At 73.1% G+C, this 20,609-nt stretch carries 15 protein-coding genes; 13 read left to right on the top strand and 2 right to left on the bottom strand.

The window, feature by feature from the left end:
* Positions 1 to 81 precede the first annotated feature (81 nt).
* From OG861_RS07070 to OG861_RS07060, 3 genes are all read left to right on the top strand, one after another.
* On the top strand, positions 82 to 1,689 hold the full coding sequence (locus OG861_RS07070) for an MFS transporter (RefSeq protein WP_329199406.1): 1,608 nt from the start codon (positions 82 to 84) through the stop codon (positions 1,687 to 1,689).
* Between the two features lie 270 nt (positions 1,690 to 1,959).
* Positions 1,960 to 3,342, top strand: a complete 1,383-nt coding sequence (locus tag OG861_RS07065; protein WP_330261487.1) for a KamA family radical SAM protein — start codon at positions 1,960 to 1,962, stop codon at positions 3,340 to 3,342.
* Positions 3,339 to 4,592: a pyridoxal phosphate-dependent aminotransferase gene (locus tag OG861_RS07060; RefSeq protein ID WP_329199409.1), complete on the top strand. Its 1,254-nt coding sequence runs from the start codon at positions 3,339 to 3,341 to the stop codon at positions 4,590 to 4,592. Before OG861_RS07065 ends, OG861_RS07060 begins: the two co-directional genes overlap by 4 nt.
* Before the next feature lie 76 nt (positions 4,593 to 4,668).
* Here OG861_RS07060 and OG861_RS07055 read toward each other — a convergent pair whose 3' ends face one another.
* Positions 4,669 to 4,938 (bottom strand): phosphopantetheine-binding protein, encoded by a 270-nt coding sequence (locus OG861_RS07055; RefSeq protein ID WP_330261486.1) that lies wholly within the window; start codon positions 4,936 to 4,938, stop codon positions 4,669 to 4,671.
* Positions 4,939 to 5,080: 142 nt separating this feature from the next.
* On the opposite strand from OG861_RS07055, the gene OG861_RS07050 reads away from it, so the two are divergent.
* The gene (locus tag OG861_RS07050) at positions 5,081 to 6,685 is read left to right on the top strand and encodes an AMP-binding protein (RefSeq protein WP_329199413.1); all 1,605 of its coding nucleotides are present in this window, start codon (positions 5,081 to 5,083) and stop codon (positions 6,683 to 6,685) included.
* Between the two features lie 136 nt (positions 6,686 to 6,821).
* Positions 6,822 to 8,420, top strand: a complete 1,599-nt coding sequence (locus tag OG861_RS07045) for an outer membrane protein assembly factor BamB family protein (protein WP_329199416.1) — start codon at positions 6,822 to 6,824, stop codon at positions 8,418 to 8,420.
* 72 nt (positions 8,421 to 8,492) lie between these two features.
* On the opposite strand, the gene OG861_RS07040 is transcribed toward OG861_RS07045, so the two are convergent.
* Positions 8,493 to 9,476 (bottom strand): ACP S-malonyltransferase, encoded by a 984-nt coding sequence (locus OG861_RS07040; protein ID WP_329199418.1) that lies wholly within the window; start codon positions 9,474 to 9,476, stop codon positions 8,493 to 8,495.
* 156 nt (positions 9,477 to 9,632) lie between these two features.
* On the opposite strand from OG861_RS07040, the gene OG861_RS07035 reads away from it, so the two are divergent.
* Genes OG861_RS07035 through OG861_RS07000 form a run of 8 tightly spaced genes read left to right on the top strand, consistent with a single transcriptional unit; the run spans position 9,633 to position 20,597 of the window.
* Entirely contained in the window at positions 9,633 to 11,444 is a 1,812-nt protein-coding gene (locus OG861_RS07035; protein WP_330261485.1) for a fatty acyl-AMP ligase, read from the top strand.
* Positions 11,441 to 13,204 carry an acyl-CoA dehydrogenase gene (locus OG861_RS07030; protein WP_329199422.1) on the top strand — a complete coding sequence of 588 codons (1,764 nt, stop codon included), beginning with the start codon at positions 11,441 to 11,443 and terminating at the stop codon, positions 13,202 to 13,204. Before OG861_RS07035 ends, OG861_RS07030 begins: the two co-directional genes overlap by 4 nt.
* A 56-nt stretch (positions 13,205 to 13,260) precedes the next feature.
* Entirely contained in the window at positions 13,261 to 13,608 is a 348-nt protein-coding gene (locus tag OG861_RS07025; RefSeq protein WP_443056661.1) for an acyl carrier protein, read from the top strand.
* Positions 13,608 to 16,538 carry a type I polyketide synthase gene (locus tag OG861_RS07020; protein ID WP_330261484.1) on the top strand — a complete coding sequence of 977 codons (2,931 nt, stop codon included), beginning with the start codon at positions 13,608 to 13,610 and terminating at the stop codon, positions 16,536 to 16,538. The genes OG861_RS07025 and OG861_RS07020 overlap by 1 nt, the downstream gene beginning before the upstream one ends.
* The gene (locus tag OG861_RS07015) at positions 16,535 to 17,569 is read left to right on the top strand and encodes a 3-oxoacyl-ACP synthase III family protein (protein WP_329199424.1); all 1,035 of its coding nucleotides are present in this window, start codon (positions 16,535 to 16,537) and stop codon (positions 17,567 to 17,569) included. Before OG861_RS07020 ends, OG861_RS07015 begins: the two co-directional genes overlap by 4 nt.
* A gap of 7 nt (positions 17,570 to 17,576) precedes the next feature.
* The gene (locus OG861_RS07010) at positions 17,577 to 19,520 is read left to right on the top strand and encodes an HAD-IIIC family phosphatase (protein WP_330261483.1); all 1,944 of its coding nucleotides are present in this window, start codon (positions 17,577 to 17,579) and stop codon (positions 19,518 to 19,520) included.
* Entirely contained in the window at positions 19,507 to 19,743 is a 237-nt protein-coding gene (locus OG861_RS07005) for a phosphopantetheine-binding protein (protein ID WP_329199427.1), read from the top strand. Before OG861_RS07010 ends, OG861_RS07005 begins: the two co-directional genes overlap by 14 nt.
* Positions 19,743 to 20,597, top strand: a complete 855-nt coding sequence (locus OG861_RS07000; RefSeq protein ID WP_329199429.1) for a 4'-phosphopantetheinyl transferase family protein — start codon at positions 19,743 to 19,745, stop codon at positions 20,595 to 20,597. The genes OG861_RS07005 and OG861_RS07000 overlap by 1 nt, the downstream gene beginning before the upstream one ends.
* Positions 20,598 to 20,609 lie beyond the last annotated feature (12 nt).

Genomic DNA, 20,609 nt, shown 5'->3' with positions numbered 1-20,609 from the left:
CCCGTCCCGGCCCGGGCGCGCCGGGCCCTGCGCTCCGTTCACTGGTACACGCCCCCGTCACGAAAGCATTGGACAGCCCCCATGACCAGCTCCCTGAGCGAGAACGACCACGCCGGACCGGAGGCCAAAGCGGGCCGCAAGGAATGGATCGCCCTCGGCGTCCTGCTCCTGCCCGTGCTGCTCGTTTCCATGGACCTGACGGTTCTCTACTTCGCCATCCCCTCCATCAGCGAGGACCTGCGCCCCTCCGGCAGCGAACAGCTGTGGATGATCGACATCTACGGCTTCGTCCTGTCGGGCGTCCTGCTCACCATGGGCGCACTCGGCGACCGGATCGGCCGCCGCCGTCTCCTGCTCATCGGGGCCGTCGTGTTCGCGGCCGGCTCGCTGCTCGCGGCCTACGCCTCCAACCCCGAGATGGTGATCTCCGCGCGCGCCCTCCAGGGCATCGGCGGCGCCACCCTCATGCCCTCGACCCTCGCGCTGATCCGCAACCTGTTCCGCGACCAGACGCAGCGGCGCACCGCCGTCGCCGTGTGGTCCACCGGCATGGCCGCCGGCGCGGCCCTGGGCCCCGTGGTCAGCGGCGCGCTCCTCAACGGCTTCTGGTGGGGTTCCGTCTTCCTGATCAACGTCCCCGTGATGCTGCTCCTGCTGGTGTCGGCGCCGTTCCTGCTCCCCGAGTTCCGTGACGCCGCGGCCGGCAAGTTCGACCTGCTCAGCGCGGCGCTGTCGCTGGCCGTGGTGCTCCCGGTCATCTACGGCTTCAAGCGGATCGCCGTCGACGGCTTCTCCGTGCCCTACATCGCCGCCATCGTGGTCGGCCTGGCCCTCGCACCGGTGTTCCTGCGCCGCCAGCGCACCAGCAGCGACCCGATGGTCGACATCGAGCTGTTCCGCAACCGTGCCTTCGGCGCCTCGGTGACCGTCAACATGCTGGCCTGCTTCACCCTCGTCGGGTACTCGCTGTTCAGCACCCAGTACATGCAGTCGGTCCTCGGCATGAGCGCCCTCAAGTCGGCGCTGTGGACCATCCCCGGCACGCTCGCGGTCGGCGCCGTCGTACCCGTCGCCACCGTCCTCGTCCGCACCGTCAAGCCCGCCCACATCATCGGCACCGGCTTCGCCATCGCCACCGTCGCCCTGCTCATGCTCACCCAGGTCCCCGCCGAGGACGGCCTGGTCCTCATCCTGATCGGCATCATCGCGCTCGCCGTCGGCCTCACCCCGGTCCTCACCCTGGTCACCGAACTCGTCGTCGGCCAGGTACCGCCGGAGCGCGCCGGAACGGCCTCCGCCCTGCTCCAGACCGGCCAGGAACTCGGAGGCGCACTCGGTGTGGCCGTCCTCGGCAGCATCGGCGCCGCCGTCTACCGCAACAGTCCCGCGCTGGACGCCCCCGCCGGGGTGCCCGCCGACGCGCTGGACCCGGCCCGCGAGACCATCGGCGGCGCCCTCGCGACCGCCGGGAAGCTCTCCGGGGACGCCTCCGCCCACCTCGTCGACGCGGCCCGCGCCGCGTTCACCAGCGAGGTGCACGCCGCGTCCGTCGCAGGGGCGATCGTGATGGCCGGCGCGGCGGTGTTCGCCGTGATCGGGCTGCGCGCCGTCCAGAACGACAACGCGCGCGCCGCCGAACTCGCCTCCGCGAGCGCCGACGCCCACCAGGCGGGCACCGGCAGGGCCTGACCCCGCGTCCCGCCCCGAGCAGCCGCCCAGGATCCCGCCCCCGCGGTCCTGGGCGGCTTTTTCGCGCCCCCTTCCGCGATGTTCCCGTGAGCCGGACCCCGGCCGGACCCCGGACCAGGGACCCCCGCCGCACCCCGCCCGGACCCCCTGGTCCGGCGCCGCTATTAGGGGTCCGGCTGGGGGTCCCGTGGCCGAATCGGCTTCCTAGCATCGAACCGCGTTCGAGCACACGCTCCGAACTGCCAGGCACCAGGCTGGAGGAATATCCGCATGTCCCTGCTGGCAACCGATTCTGTCGGGACGGCACGGTTCCGCGCGTACGGGCCGCGGCAGCTCGACGAGATCGCGGACCGTCACGGCCTGCCCGCCGACATACGGGAGACCGTCCGGCTCGTGTCGATGGTGCTGCCCTTCCGGGTCAACGAGTACGTACTGAGGCAGCTCATCGACTGGGACCGGATCCCTGACGACCCCATGTTCCAACTGGTCTTCCCGCAGAAGGGAATGCTGACCGAGCAGAACGAGCGCGACCTCGCCCTGCTCAGCGCGGACCCCGCCTCGAAGGCCGCCCTGCGGACCCTGGTCCAGCAGATCCGCGGCCGCCTCAACCCGCACCCCTCCGGGCAGAAGGAGCTGAACGTCCCCACCCGGGACGGTGCCGAGATCCCCGGCCTCCAGCACAAGTACCGCGAGACGGTGCTCTACTTCCCGAGCCAGGGCCAGACCTGCCACTCGTACTGCACCTACTGCTTCCGCTGGGCCCAGTTCGTCGGTGACGCCGACCTGCGGTTCGCCGCACCCGACCCGAGCGGGCTGATCTCCTACCTGGGCGCCCACCCCGACGCCGGCGACGTCCTGGTGACCGGCGGCGACCCCATGGTGATGTCCACCGAACGGCTGCGCTCGCACCTGGAGCCGCTGCTGGCGGTCGACACCGTACGGACCATCCGCATCGGCACCAAGTCGGTGGCCTACTGGCCGCAGCGCTTCGTCACCGACCCGGACGCCGACGACGTGCTGCGCCTGTTCGAACGGGTCGCCGCCTCCGGGCGGAACCTCGCCGTCATGGCGCATTTCAGCCACCCCCGAGAGCTCAGCACCGACCTCGCCCGGCGGGCCGTCGCCCGCATCAAGTCCACCGGCGCGCTCGTCTACTGCCAGGCGCCGCTGATCGCCCGCGTCAACGACGACGCGGACGTCTGGAGCGAGATGTGGCGCGCCGAACTCGCCCTCGGCGCGGTCCCCTACTACATGTTCGTCGAGCGGGACACCGGGCCCTACGACTACTTCCGCGTCCCGCTCGCCCGGGCCGCCGAGATCTTCCGGGACGCCTACCGGACCCTGCCGGGCCTGGCCCGCACCGTCCGCGGCCCGGTGATGTCCGCGACGCCCGGCAAGGTGGCCGTGGACGGGGTCGTCGAGACGGCCGAGGGCCGTTTCCTCCAGCTGCACATGGTGCAGGCCCGCGAACCCGCCCTGGTCGGGCGGCCGTTCCTCGCGCACTACGACCCCGACGCCGCCTGGCTGGACGAGCTGCGCCTCGACCGCTCCGTCCCGGCCGACATCGCCCGCGCGATCGCCGGTCCCGCCTGGACGGCCGAACCCGAACTCTTCGGGACGCGTTCCGTCGCCCCGGTGGGGAGCCCCGCATGAACGACATGAGGATGTCGCCGAACCTGGCGCTGAACCAGCTCGTGGCCCAGCGCCGGGCGGCCGGCGAGTCGCTGGTCCACCTCGGTTTCGGCGAGTCGCGGCTGCCGCCGTTCCCCCCGCTGATGGAACGCCTCGCGGCGGGCGCGACCCGCAACGCCTACGGTCCGGTGGCCGGTTCACCCGAGGTGCGGGCCGCCGTCGCCGGCTACTTCGGCCGGCGGGGCATCCCCACCGGGCCCGACCAGATCGTGGTCGCGCCCGGCAGCAAGCCGCTGCTGATGGCCATCGGCCTCGTCGTCCCCGGGGACGTGATCCTGCCCCGGCCGGCCTGGAACACGTACGCCCCCCAGGCCCGGCTGGCCGGCAAGCACCCCATCGCCGTCGCGATCCCCGAGGAGTGCGGCGGGGTGCCCGACCCGGCCGCGCTGCGCGAGAGCATCACCGCGGCGCGCGTGCTGGGCCGCGACCCGCGCATCCTCGTCCTGACCCTGCCGGACAACCCGACCGGGACCCTCGCCCCGCCCGCGCTGATCCGTGAACTGTGCGCGATCGCCGAGGAAGAGGGCCTGCTGATCATCTCGGACGAGATCTACCGGGACGTCGTGCACGACCCGGAGACCGAGTTCCTCAGCCCCGCCGAAGTGGCGCCCGGCAGCACGGTCGTCGTCACCGGGCTCAGCAAGAGCCTGGCCCTGGGCGGCTGGCGCATCGGCGCGGCCCGCTTCCCCCGGGGACCGTGGGGCGAGTGGATCCGCTCCGGCGTGGTCTCGGTGGCGAGCGAGGTGTGGTCGACGCTGGCCGCCCCGATGCAGTCGGTGGCCGAGTACGCCTTCAACGAGCCCGAGGACATCCGCGAGCGGCTGCGCGCCAGCGCCCGGCTGCACGGGGCCGTCGCCCGCGAGGTCCACCGCATCACCGTCGCGGCAGGAGCCCGCTGCCGGCCGCCCACCGGGGCGTTCTACGTCTACCCCGACTTCGAACCGGTCCGCGCGGAACTGGGCAAGTACGAGGTGACGGACTCACCGACGCTGGCCCGCCGGATGCTGGACCTCGGCATCGTGGTACTCGCCGGACACCTCCTCGGCGACGAGGGGGAGGCGCTGCGATTCAAATGCGCCACCAGCATGCTGTACGGCGAAACCGTCGAAGAGCAGCAGCTCGCGCTCGACGCGCCCGATCCGCTGGCGCTGGCACACATCAGATCACTCCTCGAAAGGGTCGAGGACGGTTTCATGAGGCTGGTCCCCTGAAACCGTTGCGTCCCGCGCAAAGGGAAGGGCCCGACTCGGAGGTGATCCGGGCCGGGCCTGGCGGAAATCGAAAATGTCACGCGGCGGATTCGGTCTCGGTCATCAGGGTGCGCCACAGCACATCCGGACTGGCGAAATTCTCCAGTTTCAGGGCGTCGTCCAGGAAACGGACGTCATAAGCGCTTTCCAGTGCGGCGAGCAGTTCGACCGTGCCCATGGAGTCCAGGCCCAGGTCACGGAGTTGGGCGTCGCCGGTCAGCTTCTCGCCCGGCGAGAGGTACGGCAGGAACGGACGTACGACGGCCTCGAAAGCGCCGTCCCAGGTGTGATTCGCGAGTTCTGGCATACGGGAAATAATGCGGCTGCTTTCGGTGCGTGTCAATGCGCCCGGGAAATGTGCCCGGGAAATGCGTGCACAATGGCGCGGTGCGCTCTCCCGATTTTGTCCGACGAGAGCTTGCCGGTAATTCCGGCAAGGAGGAGCGGTAATGGAACCATTGGCGCGGACCGCGCTGCACGCTCGTTTCCTGCGCGGTCTGGAGAAATCGCCGCACGGCGTCGCGGTGCGGGTCGGGAAGGAGACCGTCGACTACACGACGGCCCACCGGCTGGCCCTGGCCTGGGCGGGCGCCCTGCTCGCCGCCCCGGGCGGTCCGCCGAAGGCCGTCGGCATCGTCGCCGGCCGCAGCGTGACCTCGTACGTGGCCGTCCTGGCGAGCCTGTACGCGGGGCTCCCCGCAGTGCCCCTGCTCGCCGACTTCCCGGCCGGGAAGATCGCCTCCATGCTCGCCGCCGCGGAGGTGTCCGCCCTGATCGTCGACACGGAGGGGGCGGCCCTGCTCGGCGCGGCATCCGGCCGGCTGCCCGCCGAACTGGCGGGCCTGGCCGGGCTCCCGGTCCTCGCGCCCCACCTGGACCCGGCCGGGGCCGGGGAGCTGTCGGACCTCGGGCTGCGGCCGGTGCCCACCGGCGCGGACACGGCGCTGGAGGCTCCCCGGTCCGCCGCCGCGCACGACGTGGCCTACGTCCTGTTCACCTCGGGGTCCACGGGCCGTCCCAAGGGCGTCCGGCTGACCCACGGCAACATGGCGCACTACTTCGCGCTGATGGACGCCTGGTACGACTTCACCGCGGCCGACGTCTTCTCCCAGGCCGCCAACCTGAACTGGGACTCGGCCGTCTCCGACCTGTGGTGCGCCTGGGCGGCCGGCGCGCCGCTGGTCTCGGTGTCCCCGCACGCCTACCGCGACCTGCCCGGCTTCGTGGCCGAGCACGGCATCACCGTATGGTTCTCCGCCCCCAGCGTGATCTCCCTGTCCCGGCGCACCGGACGCCTGGTGCCGGGCAGCATGCCCTCCCTGCGCTGGACGTTCTTCGGCGGCGAGGCGCTCCAGTTCCAGGACACCGACGCCTGGCAGCAGGCGGCGCCCCGCTCGGCGGTGGTCAACGTCTACGGGCCCACCGAGATGACCATCACCACCCACCGCCACCGCTGGGACCCCGAGGAGTCCACCCGGCTCGGCGTCAACGGCGTGGTCCCGCTCGGCCTGCTCCACGACGGCCACGCGGAACTCCTGCTCGACGAGCACGGCGAGCCCGTCGCCGATGAGGGCGAACTGTGGCTGTCGGGACCCCAGTTGTCCGCCGGGTACCTCGACCCGGAGGACGGCCGCGGCAAGTACCTCCAGCGCAACGGTGCCCGCTGGTACCGCACCGGCGACCGCGTACGCCGCCTGGCCGGCGGCGAACTGGTCTACCTGGGCCGCACGGACTCCCAGGTGCAGGTGCAGGGCTACCGCGTCGAACTGGCCGAGGTGGAGCACGCGCTGCGCGCCGGCACCCCCGTGTCCGGCGCCGTGGTGGTCGGCGTACCCGTCGCCAACAGCACCGAACTCGTCACCTTCTACCTCGGCGAGGAGCGCTCGCCCCAGGAGTTCCACCGGGACCTGGCCGGGCTGCTGCCCGCCCAGCTGATCCCGCGCCACTACCACCGGCTCACCGAGTTCCCCCTCAACACCAACAAGAAGACCGACCGGCTGGAGCTCACCGCACGGGCCGCCGCACTGCACGGCAAGCCCGTACCGGTCGGCTGACCCCGGGCGCGGCCGCGGGCACGGCCGGGAGACGGCCGGCCACCGCCGAACCCGTCACCGCCGAGCCCGTCTCCACCGCCCGTCGCCACCGAACCCTCACCACCGAACCCGTCACCACCCGGAAGAAGAAGTCACCATGCGCACAAGACCCTGGTCACGGCAGGGAGCGGTCCGCAGGTTCGTCCTGCTCGCCATCGCGGCGATGACCGCGACCCTCGTCACCACGCAGCCCACCAACGCCGCGTACCTCGCGGAGACATGGCCGACCGGCGGCCACGACATCCGCAACAGCCGGTCCAACCCGCAGGAAGACACCATCAACAAGTGGAACGTCGGCCGGCTCAAGGCCAAGTGGACGTTCACCACCCACGGCGACGTGTCCGCCACCCCCGCGGTGACCGGCGGCGCGGTCTACTTCCCCGACTGGGGCGGCTACCTGCACAAGGTGGACGCCAAGACGGGCAACCCCGTCTGGTCGCGCAAGGTGTCCGACTACACCGGTAACCCCAACTCGGTCTCCCGCACCAGCCCCACCGTGGTCGGCGGCCGGGTGTACATCGCGGACTGGGACAAGGCCGTCCTCATGTCGGTCGACGCGGCCACCGGAAACCTGGTGTGGAGCAAGCAGATCGACTCGCAGTACAAGTCGGTCCTGACCCAGTCGCCCGTCGTCCACAACGGCGTGATCTACCAGGGCGTCTCCTCCCGCGAGTCCGAGGGCGCCCTCGATCCCGCCTACCCCTGCTGCACCTTCCGCGGCAGCGTCAACGCCCTCGACGCCGCCACCGGGAACCTGCTGTGGCGCCAATACACGGTCCCCGACAACGGCGGCAAGACCGGCGGATACAGCGGCGTGGCCGTCTGGGGCACCCCGGCCCTGGACCCGTCGACCAACACGGTGTACTTCACCACCGGCAACAACTACACGGTGCCCCAGGCGGCCAGCGACTGCCAGAGCGCCGGCGGCACCCCCGGCCAGTGCCTGGCGCCCGACGACTACGTCGACTCGGTGCTCGCACTGGACATGACCACCGGCCGCATCAAGTGGCACACCGGCTCCGGCCGCTTCGACGCCTGGAACACCGGCTGCATCCCCGGCTTCCCGCCCAACAACTGCCCGCCCAACCCGGGCAACGACTACGACTTCGGCGACGGCGCCCACCTGTTCACGATCAAGGCGGCCGACGGCCACGCCCGCAAGGTGATCGGCGCGGGGGAGAAGAGCGGGGAGTACTGGCTCCTCGACGCCACCACCGGAGACGTGGTCTGGAGCGCGGCGGCCGGCCCCGGCGGCCACATCGGCGGCATCGAGTGGGGCACCGCCAACGACGAGCGCCGGATCTACCTCGCCGAGGCCAACTTCTTCCGCATGCCGTACACCCTGGCCGGCGGCGCCTCCACCACCCGCAGCTCCTTCGCGGCGCTCGACCCGCAGACGGGCCGGATCCTGTGGCAGGTCGCCGACAAGACCGACGGCTACGCCTGGGGCGCCCTGACCGCCGCGAACGGTGTCGTCTTCGGCGGCTCCACCAGCGGTGCGATGTACGCACTGGACGCGGCGACCGGCAAGTACCTGTGGGAGTTCGACGCGCCGTACTCCTCCAACGCGGGCCCGGCCGTCGTCGACGGCACCGTCTACTGGGGCAACGGCTACGCCCGGTTCAGCCAGGGCGCCGGCACCACGGGCAGCCTGACCTCCGGCACCTTCTACGCCTTCACCGTGGACGGCAAGTAACGGTCGCGGTGTGAGGGAACGCCGAAGGGGGCCGGTGCCGACGGGCACCGGCCCCCTTCGGGCGCGCAGGCGTCAGGCGGCAGCCGCCACCGGCATCCGGCGCGGCGCCGGGCGCATCGCGGAGCGGGGCGTCATCGGCACCACCTCGAAGGCGCGCGTGGTGCAGGCCACCCGGGTGAACAGCCCGTCCTGCCCGGACACGTACAGCCGGCCGACCCCCGCCCGGGCCAGGGTGTCCACCACGTCGGGCCAGCGCACCGTCCGTACGAAGCCGTCCAGCAGCATGCCGCGCACGCCCTCGCCGGTGGTCACCACCCGGCCGTCCTGGTCGGCGACCACCGGCAGCCGGGGCTCGGACCAGGTCATCGCGTCGAAGACCTCCGCGTCCACCCGGTCCCGCAGCCCGCCGAAGAGGTACGAGTGCATGGGCGGCTTCATCGTGTACATCGGCATCCCGCCCAGCGAGCGGATCCGCCGCTGGAGCCAGTCCAGTACGGACTCGTGGACCGTCAGCATCGTGAAGTCGTGGTCGACGACGCAGGAGACGTCGCTCCACTCGCCCCGCTCGTCGAGTTCCCGCCGCAGCAGCTCCACCTTCTCCTGCGGCACCCGCGCGATGGACTGGGTCACCAGGGCCGGGTGCTCGCGTGCGAAGTACTCGTCCATCACGGTCGCCAGCCGTGCCGTCATCCGTACCGCGTCGGGGAATTCGAGGACCCCGCAGTGCACGGCGGCGGCCCGCGCGCCGAAGCTGGGACCCGTGACGAAGGCAGGGGTGACGTCCAGCCGGTCCGCCGCCCAGCGCGCCAGCGCCAGGCAGTTCACGACGAACGAGATCTGCCCGTACAGGGAATAGTCGCCCTCCGTCTGCTGGTAGCGGTCGGCCAGCCGGTAGCCGAGCACCTCGTCCGCGATCGCGTACAGCTCGCGCGCGTACGGGTTGACCAGCATGAACTTCGCGACCTCGGAGAAGGCGGTCGGCTGCATCCCGGGGAAGACGAGCGCCGACGGCTGCGTGGCCCCGGCGTCGGCACTGGTGTCGGTGTTGGTGTTCATGCCCCGAGCCTCCTGCCCGCCCCCAGGCTCCGCGCACCCCTGCCACCCCCTGAGTGCGACGCGCGCAAGCGCCCCTTAAGGACGTACGGGGACCATCGGCGCGAAGACGAGGTCCGCCACTCCACGGGGGCCCGCAGACGCGAGGGGATGCCGCGGATGTCAGAGTCACGCTTCGCCACCTTCACCGAACTGCTCCGCGCGCGGGCGGCGGAACTCGCCGACGAGGATGTGCACATCTTCCTCCGCGACACCGCAGGCGGAACGGTGGCCGAACACCTCACCTACGGGGAGCTGGACCGGGAGGCGAGACGGATCGCCGCCTGCCTCCAGGAATACGGGGTGGGCGAGCAGCCCGTCCTGCTCGCCTACTCCTCGACCGTCGAGTTCCTCAAGGCCTTCGCCGGCTGCCTCTACGCGGGCGCCGTCGCCGTTCCCGTTCCGCTGCCCGGCGAGGCCGGCCGCGACAAGCGGCTGAACCGCACCACCGCCGTCCTCCAGGACACCGGCGCGAAGGTCGTCCTCACCGAGACGGCCGCCGCCCCCGAGGTCGCCCTCTGGCTCGCCCGCAACTCCCGCCCCGACGCGGCCTGCGTGGTCAGCGACGTCCCCGGGATCGGCGACGCCGACGCCTGGCGGCCCGTCACCGTACGCCAGGACGACTACGCCTTCCTCCAGTACACCTCCGGGTCCGTCTCCGAACCGCGCGGCGTGACCGTCACCCACCGCAACCTGCTCGCCAACCAGGCCGCGCTGCAGAAGCTGCTCCACACCACCCGCGAGGACCGCTTCGGCAGCTGGCTGCCGTACTTCCACGACATGGGCCTCGTCGCGCACCTCCTGCACCCCGTCTGGCTGGGCACGCACAGCGTGCAGGTGACCCCGCTGTCCTTCGTCAAGCGGCCCCTGCGCTGGCTCCAGGCCATCGACGAGTACGGCGTCACCGTCGGCGGCGGCCCCAACTTCTGCTACGACCTGTGCGTGCGCCGCGTCAAGGACGAACAGGTCGCCGCCCTCGACCTGTCCCGCTGGCGCCTCGCCCTCAACGGCGCCGAACCCGTCCGCCCCGAGAGCCTCGACGAGTTCGCCGCCCGCTTCGCCCCCGCCGGTTTCCGGCCCGAGGCGCTGCGGCCCTGCTACGGACTGGCCGAGGCGACCCTCGTCGTCTCCGGCGGCACCCCCGGCACCCCCCACGTGCGCAAGGACTTCGACAAGAGCGCCCTGGAACGCGACCGGGCCGCCGGCGCGGGCGCCGAGGAGCGGGTGCAGACGCTGGTCGGCTGCGGCAAGCCGGTCGACATCGAGGTGCGCATCGTGGACCCGCTGACCCACCACGAGCTGCCGCCCGGCGCCGTCGGCGAGATCTGGCTGCGCGGATACAGCGTGGCCCGCGGCTACTGGAAGCGGCCCACCGAGACCATCCGGACCTTCCGCGCCAGCCTCAACGACGAGGAGAGCGGCTTCCTGCGCACCGGCGACCTCGGGATGTTCGACGACGGCGAGCTGTACGTCACCGGACGCCTCAAGGAAGTCATCATCATCAACGGCCGCAACGTCTACCCGCAGGACATCGAGTGGGCGGCCCGGACCGTCAGCCCGGCCCTGACCTTCGGTGTGGGCGCCGCGTTCTCCGTGGACGCCGGCCGCGAACACCTCGTCCTCATCCAGGAGGTGCGGGGCGCCGGCTCCGCGGAGCTGAGGACCGTCGCGCAGAAGATCCAGGCGCTGATCGGCAAGGAGTTCGAGATCCCGGCCGGCAACGTGCTGCTGGTCCGGCCCGGCGCCGTACGCCGCACCAGCAGCGGCAAGGTGCAGCGCACCCTGATGCGCACCCTGTTCCTCGACGGCGTGGTGCGCGGCGAGTACGAGGTCCTCACCCCGGACGTACGGGCCCTGGCCCGCGCCGACGACGTGCTGTTCGGCGAAGACCTGCTGCGGCCGGAAGGAGCCGACGGAGGCCGGCGTTGGTGACGTCGCTGCTCGGCGACCCGGCCGTGGCGCAGGGCCGCGACGCCCACCACCGGGAGAGTGCGGTGCGCGAGCGCGTCGCCCGGCTGGAGGCACTGTTCGGCGACCCCTCGGACCCGGCCAACCCCGTCGGCTACACCGCGCTGCTGGAAGCGGACCGGGCCGCCGTGCCCTTCGCCGCCGGCGAGGCGCTGCTCGACGACTTCCGGATCACCGACGAGTACGTGCCGCGCGCCCTGGGCGGACGCCTCGACGGCATGGACACCCTGGTGAGGATCATGCGCCCGGTGCTCCGCCGGGACGTGGGCCTGGCCATGGGACACGGCATGACCACCTTCATGGCGGCCTCCGACGTGTGGGCCGCCGGGAGCTCCCGCCAGCGCCACCGGCTCGCCGCACTGCTGCGCGGCGGCGGCAAGGCGGCCATCGCCCAGCACGAGACCGCCCACAGCAACGACTACGTCCGCAGCCAGGTCACCGCGCGCCGCGGCCCGCGCGGCTACCTGATCAGCGGCGGCAAGCCGATGGTCAACAACCTGGAACGGGCCGGCGCCCTGGTCCTGTTCTGCCGGACCGACCCGGCGCCCGGCAGCCGCAGCCACTCGGTGCTGCTGCTGGACCCCGAGCAGCTGACCGACGCCCGTACGGCGGTCGCCGCCCGGCGCACCCACGTCGGGCTGCGCGGCTGCCGCTGGGCCGGTGTCGAGTTCGACGACTGTCCGGTGCCCGAGTCCGCCCTGCTGGGGCCCGAGGGCAGCGGCATCGAGACCGCCCTGCGGTCCTTCCAGATCAGCCGTACGGTGATCTCCGCGACCGCCGTCGCGGCGCTCGACACCAGCCTGCGCACCGCCGTCCGCTTCGACCGGGAGAACTCCGGCGGCTGGCAGGGCCGCGGAATCGACGGCCGGACCGGCGCCGCGCTGACCAACGCGTTCGTCAACCTGCTGCTGTACGACAGCCTCGCCGTCGTCGCCACCCGCGCCCTGCACCTGCTGCCCGCCGAGACCAGCGTCTACTCGGCGGCGCTCAAGTACCTGCTGCCGCGGGTGCTCACCGAGACCATGTACGACCTGTCGATCGTCCTCGGCTCCGGGTTCTACACCCGCGAGGGCACCCTCGGGATCTTCCAGAAGCACGTCCGGGACGTGCCCGTGCTCAGCCTCGGCCACGCCGGTACCGTCGCGTGCCAGGCCACCGTCATCCCCCAGATGCCGCGCCTGGCCCGCAGCTCGTGGTTCATCGAGGACGAGGCGCCGGCCGGGTTGTTCAGGCTGCGCGGCGACCTGCCGCCGCTGCGCACCGACCGGCTGAGCCTGGCCTGCGGGCGGGACTCCCTCACCGCGTCGATGCTGGTGGTCGCCGCGGGCGTCGAAGGCAGCGGTCCCGTCGAACGCGCCCTGCGCACCCTGGCCGGGCAGCTCGTCGAGGAACTGCGCGACGTCCGCCGGCGGGTGCTGCGGCTGGAGGCCGCCGGGTCCGCGTCCACGGCGCAGCCCGCGCGGTTCGCCCTCATGGACCGCTACGCGCTGCTCCTGGCGGCGGCCGCCGTACTCGGGCTGTGGGACCAGGCCCGCTACGGACCCGACCCGTTCCTCGCCGACCCGTGCTGGGCCGCCGCCGCGCTGCACCGCATCGCCCGGCGGCTGGGGACCCGGGTCGCGGACTTGCCGCCGGAGTGCGAGACGCGGATCCGGCACGAGGTCCAGCTCCGGTTCAGCACCCAGATCAGCTACGACCTCTACTCCACCCCGATCCCCGGTTGACGCCCCCCGGGCGACCCCGGCGGCCGCACGCCCCGTACGCATCGAAGGAGACCACGATGACCGTTCCCAGCGCCCTGACCGGCACACACCCCACCACCACGGGCGGCGGGGTCCTGCCGCACGAGTGGCTGATGGACCGGCTTTCGCTGTACTTGCGCCGCGCGCCCGAGAGCATCGACCCGGGCGTGCCGCTCGCCGAGTACGGAATGGACTCCGTGGCGGCGCTCAGCCTCTGCGGCGACCTGGAGGACGAGTTCGGCCTGGAGGTCGAACCCACCCTGCTGTGGGACCACCCGACCGTGACCGCACTGGTCCGGCACCTGGAGCAGGTCCTCCCGGTGCCCGCCCCGGCCACCGAAGACGCCCCGTCCGCCACCCTGGCGCCCGCGCGGGACCAGCGCTGATGGGGGACATCGCCCTCGTCGGTATCGACTGCACGTTCCCCGGGGCGGCGGGCGTGCAGGCGTACTGGGACCTGCTGGTGCGCGGCGGGAGCGGTATCGGCCCGGTCCCCGCGCAGCGCTGGGAGGACCGGGAGTTCCCCGCTGTCTGCGGCAGCGGCGGCTTCATCGACGACGCCGATGTCTTCGACAGCGACTTCTTCTCCGTCGCCCCGCGCGAAGCCGCCGCCATGGATCCCCACCACCGGCTGCTGCTGCCCTGCGCCTGGCGTGCGCTGGAGGACTCCGGCCGCGCGCCCGGCGAACTCTCCGGCACCGAGACCGGGGTGTTCGTCGGAGTGATGGGCGGCGAGTGGGGCCGGCTCACCATGAGCGACCTCGCCCGGGTGACCCCGCTGCTCGGCGCGGGCAGCAGCGCCGGGATGGCGGCCAACCGGATCTCGTACCACTTCAACTTCACCGGGCCGAGCCTCGCCGTCGACACCGCCTGCTCGTCCTCGCTCGTCGCCGTCCACCTCGCGGCCTCCTCGCTGCTCACCGGGGAATGCGACACCGCCCTCGCCGGCGGGGTCAACATCGTCCTGTCGCCCTCACTGGGCCTGGTGTACGAACAGCTCGGCCTCGCCGCCTCCGACGGGCGCTGCAAACCGTTCAGCGCGGACGCCGACGGCATCGGCCGCGGCGACGGCGTCGGCCTCGTGGTGCTGCGCCGGCTGGACGACGCGCTCGCGGACGGCCAACGGGTCTACGCGGTGCTGCGGGGCAGCGCCGTCAACCAGGACGGCCGCAGCAACGGGGTCATCGCCCCCAACCGCTGGTCGCAGGAGCGGGTACTGAACTCCGCGTACCGGCGGGCCGGCACGACCCCCGAGCACATCGCGTTCGTCGAGGCCCACGGCACCGGAACCGTCCTGGGCGACGCCATCGAGTGCGCGGCGCTCGGCGCGGTGCACGGCGCCGTGCGCGAGACGCCGTGCGCGATCGGCTCCGTCAAGGGCAACCTCGGCCACACCGAAGGCGCCGCGGGCATCGCCGGCCTGATCAAGACGGCGCTGGCCCTGCACCACCGCATCGTGCCCGCCAGCCTCCACGCCGGCCGGGAGAACCCCCGGCTGCGGCTCGCCGAACGCGGCCTGCGACTGCTCAAGTCGCCGATGCGGCTGCCGCGCGGGGAGAGCCTCGCCGGAGTCAGCAGCTTCGGCATGGGCGGTACGAACGCCCACGCCGTCCTGGCCACCGCACCCCGCACCCCCCGCCCCGGCGCGCCCCGCACCCGCCCCACCGGGGCCCGGGCGGCGCGGGGCGCCGTGGGGGTCTTCACCCTCAGCGCCGACACCCCCGAGGCGCTGCGCCGCAACCTCGCCGCGCAGGCCGAGGCGGTGGCCCGGCGCCCGCGCGGCGCGGCGGCCGCCCTGTGCTGGAGCAGCAACCGGATCAAGACCGGGTTGCCGTACCGCTTCGCCGCCACCGTGCGCGACAGCGACGAGCTGGCGGACGCGCTCCGCGAGGCGGCCGGGCGCCCCGACACGGCCGGAGCCGCCCGCCCCTGGGGCAGACCGGTGGTGGCCTTCCTCTTCACCGGGCAGGGCACCGAGTACCCCGGCATGACGGCCGGGCTCCACCGCGAGTCCCCCGCCTACCGCCGCCACCTCGGGGAGGCCGACGAAGCCCTCGCCGGCCACCTGGGGACCTCGGTGCGCGAGCTGATCCTCAGCGGTGACGAGCGGGTGCACCGGCCGGAGTTCGCCCAGCCCGCGCTGTTCGCCGTCGGCTACGCCCTCGCCCGCACCCTCACCTCGCTCGGTGTCACCCCCGCCGCCGTGCTCGGCCACAGCCTCGGGGAGTACGCGGCCGCGGTCACCGCGGGCGCGCTCGAACTCGGCGAAGCCGCCCGGCTGGTGGTCCGGCGGGGCGCCCTGATGAGCGAACTGCCCCGGGGCGGCGGTATGACCGCCGTCGTCGCCGGCCCCGGCGAACTGGCGGAGGTCCTCGCCCGGGAGCCCGCAGTGGTGGCCGCCGCGCTCAACGGCCCCACCGACACGGTGCTGTCCGGCCCGCTCGACGCCCTGGCCCGCATCGCCAAGGAGCTCGGCCTCCGCGGCGTCAAGACCACATCGCTGCCCGTCGCCCACGCCTTCCACTCACCCCTGCTCGGCCCGGCCGCGGCGGACCTGCGGACGATGCCGGTGCGCTGCGCGGCTCCCGTGCTGCCGCTGGCCTCGACCCGGTACGGCCGGATGCTGCGCCACGAACCCATGGACGCCGACTACTGGGCGGACCAGATCGAGGAGCCCGTGCTCATGGACACCGCGCTGGGAGCGCTCGTCTCGGACATCGCCCCGACCCACCTGATCGAGATCGGGCCGCGCAGCCAACTGCTGGAGATCGCCGGCCGGGGCGGGCGCGCCACCGGGGCGGAGTTCCTGCATCCGGCCCCCGGCGGGGCCGCGACCGGCCGCGAGCTCGCCGAGACGGTCGCCGCCCTCCACCGGTGCGGGCTGGACCCGCGGTGGGAGGAGCTGTACGAGCCCGAACACCGCGTGGTGGAAGCCCTCGCCCCGTACGTGTTCTCCGCCGCCCACCGCTACTGGGACCGGCAGGCCCCGGCCCCGGCTCCCGCGCCCGAGCCGGTGGCCGCGCCGGTGCCCCCGCCGGCCGCGGCACCCGACCGCGACGACGACCCGGTCCTCCTGGCCGTCGTCGCGGCCGTCAGCGAGGTGGGCGGCTACCCCAGGGAACGCGTCGTACGCGAAGCCCGCTTCCACGAGGACCTCGGCTTCGACTCGGTGATGATCATGCAGCTCAAGAACCGGGTCGAGGCCCGGCTGCCCCGGGCCGGCGAAGTCTCCGTCCAGCAGATGCTGCCCGCGCTGCGCTCGGTCGGCTCGCTCGCCGCGTTCCTCGGCGACGTCATCATGGCGAGGTCGGCATGAGCGCGACGGCCGCCGAGCGCGGCACCGTCTACCTCGCCGCGACCGGCACCGCGCTGCCCGGGGCCCCCGTGGACAACACCGCCCTGGCCGCCCTGCTGGGAGTCGGCGAGGAGTGGATCGACCTCTTCGTCGGCACCAAGACCCGCCACTTCGGCTGGGACCCGGCCACCGGGGAGGTCCGCGGCACCCTCGCCGACCTGTGCGCCGAAGCCGCCGCACAGGCCGTCGACGGCAGCGGACTCGGCCCCGCCGACATCGAGTTCCTGATCCTCGCGACCGCCACCCCCGACACCCTCCTGCCCACCACCGCCAGTGAGGTCGCCGACCGGCTGGGCCTCGGCCACCTGCCGGTCTTCCAGATCCAGGCGGGCTGCTCCGGTGCGATCCAGGCCCTCGACCTCGGCCGTACCCTCGTCCGTGGCGGACGCCGGGCCGGCCTGGTCGTCGGCGGGGACGTCACCCACCGGTTCCTGTCGGCCACCCCCGATGCGGCCCGGATGCCGCGCGAGGAACTGGTCAACTACGTCCTGTTCGGGGACGGGGCGGGCGCCGCGGTCCTCACGGACGAACCCGAGGGCGAGCGCGTCGCCGTACGGGCCGTGCTCAACTCCTGGACCGGACAGGGGCGTGCGCCCGGTCAGCTGCTGGACTGGTACGGCACCACCGACCGCCACTCCGGGCGGCGGATGCTCGCCGAGGACTACAAGGCGATCGAGGAACACGTGCCGACGATCACCGCCGAGATCCTCTGGGAGCTCCTCGGAGGCCTCGGCTGGAACCTCGACGACATCGGCTTCCTGCTGCCGCCCCAGCTGTCCGGGCGGATGACCGCCAGGATCGTGGAACGGCTGCCGGCCACCTCCGCCCGGGAGGTCTCCTGCGTCTCCGAGACCGGCAACACGGGCAACGCCCTGCCGTTCCACCAACTGGACCGGCTGCTCCCGCAGTTCACCACGGGGACGCGGGCGCTCGCCCTGTGCGTGGAATCCAGCCGGTGGTTCCGCGCCGGGCTCGCCCTGGAGAAGGTGTGAGGCACCGATGACCAACGCACTGGACCGCCTGCGCGAACTGCACGCGCGGGGACTCGTGGAGAAGGCCTACGACCAGGTGCCGGCGCTCCTCGCGCAGGACACCGACCAGAGCGGCACCGGCGGCCTGCACGGCACCGGCGGCTCCCACGGCACCGGCGCCGCGGCGGACCCGGCGAAGGCCGGCCGCCTGCTCGCCCGGGTCGACCCCGACGCCGTACTGGCACACCACCCGCACACCCCCGTCGTCACGGTGGCCGTCACCGGCCAGTCCACGGTCGGCCACGTCATCGACCCGCTCACGGGCGAACTGGCGCGCCACGGCATGCTGCTGCGGCCGGTGGTGGGGGAGTACGGCACGTACCTGCGCGACCTCACCGACCCCCGCAGCCCGCTGCGCACCCCCGCCCCCGACCTCACCCTGTGCCTGCTCGACGCCGAGACCCTGTTCGCGCAGGTCCCGGCGGTGTGGCGGCCCGAGGACGTGGAGGCGGCCGGCGAGGAGGTGCTGTCCCGGTGCGCCGCACTCGCCGACGCCGTCCCCGGCACGCTCGTGCTCAACACGCTCCCGCTGCCCCGCTCCTCCAGCCGGCAGCTGGTGGACCACCGCTCCCGGGCCCGGCTCGGCGCGGTCTGGCGGGAGTTCAACGCCCGGCTGCTGCGCCTGACCGAGTCCGCCGCCCGGCTCGTGGTGATCGACCTCGAACCCCTCGTGGGCGACGGCGGCCCCGTCACCGACCCCCGCCTGGAGCGCTACGGCAAGGTGCGGCTCGGCGCGGGACTCCTCGCCGCGTACGCCCGCGAGGTCGCCCACCTGGCGCGCGCCGTCCGCGGGCCCGTCCGCAAGTGCCTGGTGCTCGACCTCGACCACACCCTGTGGGACGGAGTGCTCGGCGAGGACGGGCCCGACGGCATCGCCGCCGCCGGCACCCTGCGCGGCGAAGCCTTCGGGGCCTTCCAGAGGTGCGTGCGCCAACTCGCCTCCCAGGGCGTGCTGCTCGCCGTCAGCAGCAAGAACGACGAGGAACCGGTCCTGGAGACCCTGCGCACCCACCCGGACATGACGCTGCGCGAGCAGGACTTCGTCCGGATCAACGCCAACTGGCAGCCCAAGGACGGCAACCTCCTCGACATCGCACGAGCGCTGGACCTCGGCCCCGACGCGCTCGTCTTCGCCGACGACTCACCGGCCGAACGGGCCCGCGTACGCCAGGGCGCGCCCGGGGTGGCCGTCGTGCCCCTCGACGACGAACCGGCGCTGCACGTGACCCGGCTGCTCGCCGACGGCTGGTTCGACACCCTGCGGCTCACCGACGAGGACCGGGCCCGGACCGGCGAGTACCACCGCCAACGCGAGCGCCGGGCGCTGCTCCACGCCGGCACCTCCCACGAGGAGTTCCTGCGGGCGCTGGAGGTCGCCCTCGACCTCGGGCCGCCCCGCGCCCACGAGTACGCACGCCTGTCCCAGCTGAGCCTGCGCACCAACCAGTTCAACCTCACCGGCGGCGGCCACCTCGAGCCGGAGCTGGTGGCGCTGGCCGCCGACCCGGCCAGGCTGCTGCTCGCCGCCCGCACCGCGGACCGGTTCGGGGCCAACGGCCTCGTCGCGGCCGTGCTCGGCACCTTCGGGGCGGGGACGCTGCGGCTGGACGGCATGTGGCTCAGCTGCCGCGTGCTCGGCCGCGACATCGAACGGGCCGTCCTGGCGGTGCTGCTGGCCCACGCCCGCGATCTCGGGCTGTCCGCCGTGACCGCCCGCTACGTACCCACCGCACGCAACCACCGCGTCCGCGACTTCTACCCCTCCTGCGGGTTCACGGAGCGGGCTGCTCCAGCAGGGCGCGAGGACATTTCGGTGGAGTTCCACCATGATCTGACGCGGGTGCCGGACGTCCCCGGGCACGTGCGCGTCACCGCGACCCTGGGGAGAAGGCCGGCGGATGAGTCTCGATAACGTCGACGTGTTCCTCCGGACGGTCCGCGACGACCTCGGCCTGGACCTCCCCGGCCCGGCGGGCGCCGACACCGCACTGGTGGACCTGCCCGGCTGGGATTCCCTCAACCTGCTCCGGCTGGTGGCGCTCCTCGAGGAGTCGGGCCACCGCGTCCCGGTGCACCGCCTGATGGAGGCGCGCAGCCTGCGCGACATCCACACCCTCGTGAAGGAGTACCGCTGATGACCGCCCCGGGCAGTCCCACGCTCGGCCCCCCGCTCGGCGAGCCCGTGGCGGTCGCTCCCGGGGGCACGTCATGGGACCGGGTCCGGGAGGACCTCGCCACCCACGGAACCGCCCTGATCTACGCGTGGCTCAGGGACCTGGAACCGGGCCTGCCGTCCGGCGACGGGCTGCGCGAGCTGCTCGGCCGCGACTGGACGCGCTTCCTGGACCTGACGCACGCCGATGTCCGCAACCGCTACATCGCCTCCCGGATGCTCCTCAAGCACGCGGCGGGAGCGGTGCTCGCCAGTGATCCCGCCGACCTGGAACTGGCGTACGGGCCGACCGGCCGCCCGTACCTGCGCGGCTGCGACCAGATCGACATCAGCCTCAGCCACACCGAGGACCTGCTGCTCGTCGGCCTGACGACCTGCGGCCTGATCGGCGTCGACGCGGAACGGGCCGACCGGGAGATGTACAGCGGCGGACTCGGCCGCCACATCTGCACGCCCTACGAGTCGGTGCTGCTGTCGGGCATGCCGGAAGCGGAACGCAACGGCGCGCTGGTGCGGCTGTGGACCCTCAAGGAGGCGTACAGCAAGGCCATCGGGCAGGGAATGCAGTTCCGGTTCACCGAGTTCGGCTTCGGCCCGGACGGCAGGCCGGTACGCGTCCAGCGGCCGGACGGCACGGCGGGCACCGGGGACGAGTGGATCTTCCGTACCTTCCCGCTCGACGGCGGCTACGTCGTCAGCGCCGCCGTGTACGACGCGGGCTTCGGCCGGCTCCAGGACGCCCACGTGACGACGATGCTCGACCAGGACTGCGTGGACGCCATCACGGAGGCGCTCGACGGGGACACGGGCTGGTGACCGGTCCGGCCG

Source organism: Streptomyces sp. NBC_00539 (genome assembly GCF_036346105.1).
In the GTDB taxonomy this organism is placed as follows: Bacteria; Actinomycetota; Actinomycetes; order Streptomycetales; family Streptomycetaceae; genus Streptomyces.
This window is presented reverse-complemented; position numbering and strand designations above follow the sequence as displayed.